This window comes from Psychrobacter sp. 16-MNA-CIBAN-0192, assembly GCF_040309565.1.
Taxonomy (GTDB): Bacteria; Pseudomonadota; Gammaproteobacteria; order Pseudomonadales; family Moraxellaceae; genus Psychrobacter.
Genome location: NZ_JBEOOX010000594.1, coordinates 1 through 246, shown reverse-complemented (window position 1 = coordinate 246; position 246 = coordinate 1). Strand labels below are relative to the sequence as shown.

The 246-nt window shown below is 39.4% G+C and carries 1 pseudogene; it reads right to left on the bottom strand.

Annotated features, from left to right (window positions below):
* Positions 1–210: pseudogene (locus AAEY78_RS14520) on the bottom strand (hypothetical protein); the annotation flags it as partial.
* Positions 211–246 lie beyond the last annotated feature (36 nt).

Sequence of the window (246 nt, the reverse complement as noted above, 5' to 3'; positions counted from 1 at the left end):
ACTCAAGGCAATCGCCACACTGGTAATAATGCTAGGGGAGACGGCAATATGCAAAATAGGCATTTGTTGATGATTTAAACGGTCATCTGTCACTCGCTCAATTTGACCTACCATGTCACATAATTGGCATATAGGTTGATACAAACGTTCTGCTAACGGTGTCGGTTTTAATCCTTGTTGACGCCGAAAAAATAACTCATCATTAAACATGGCTCTTAATGATGTTAAACAACGGCTAATTTTAGG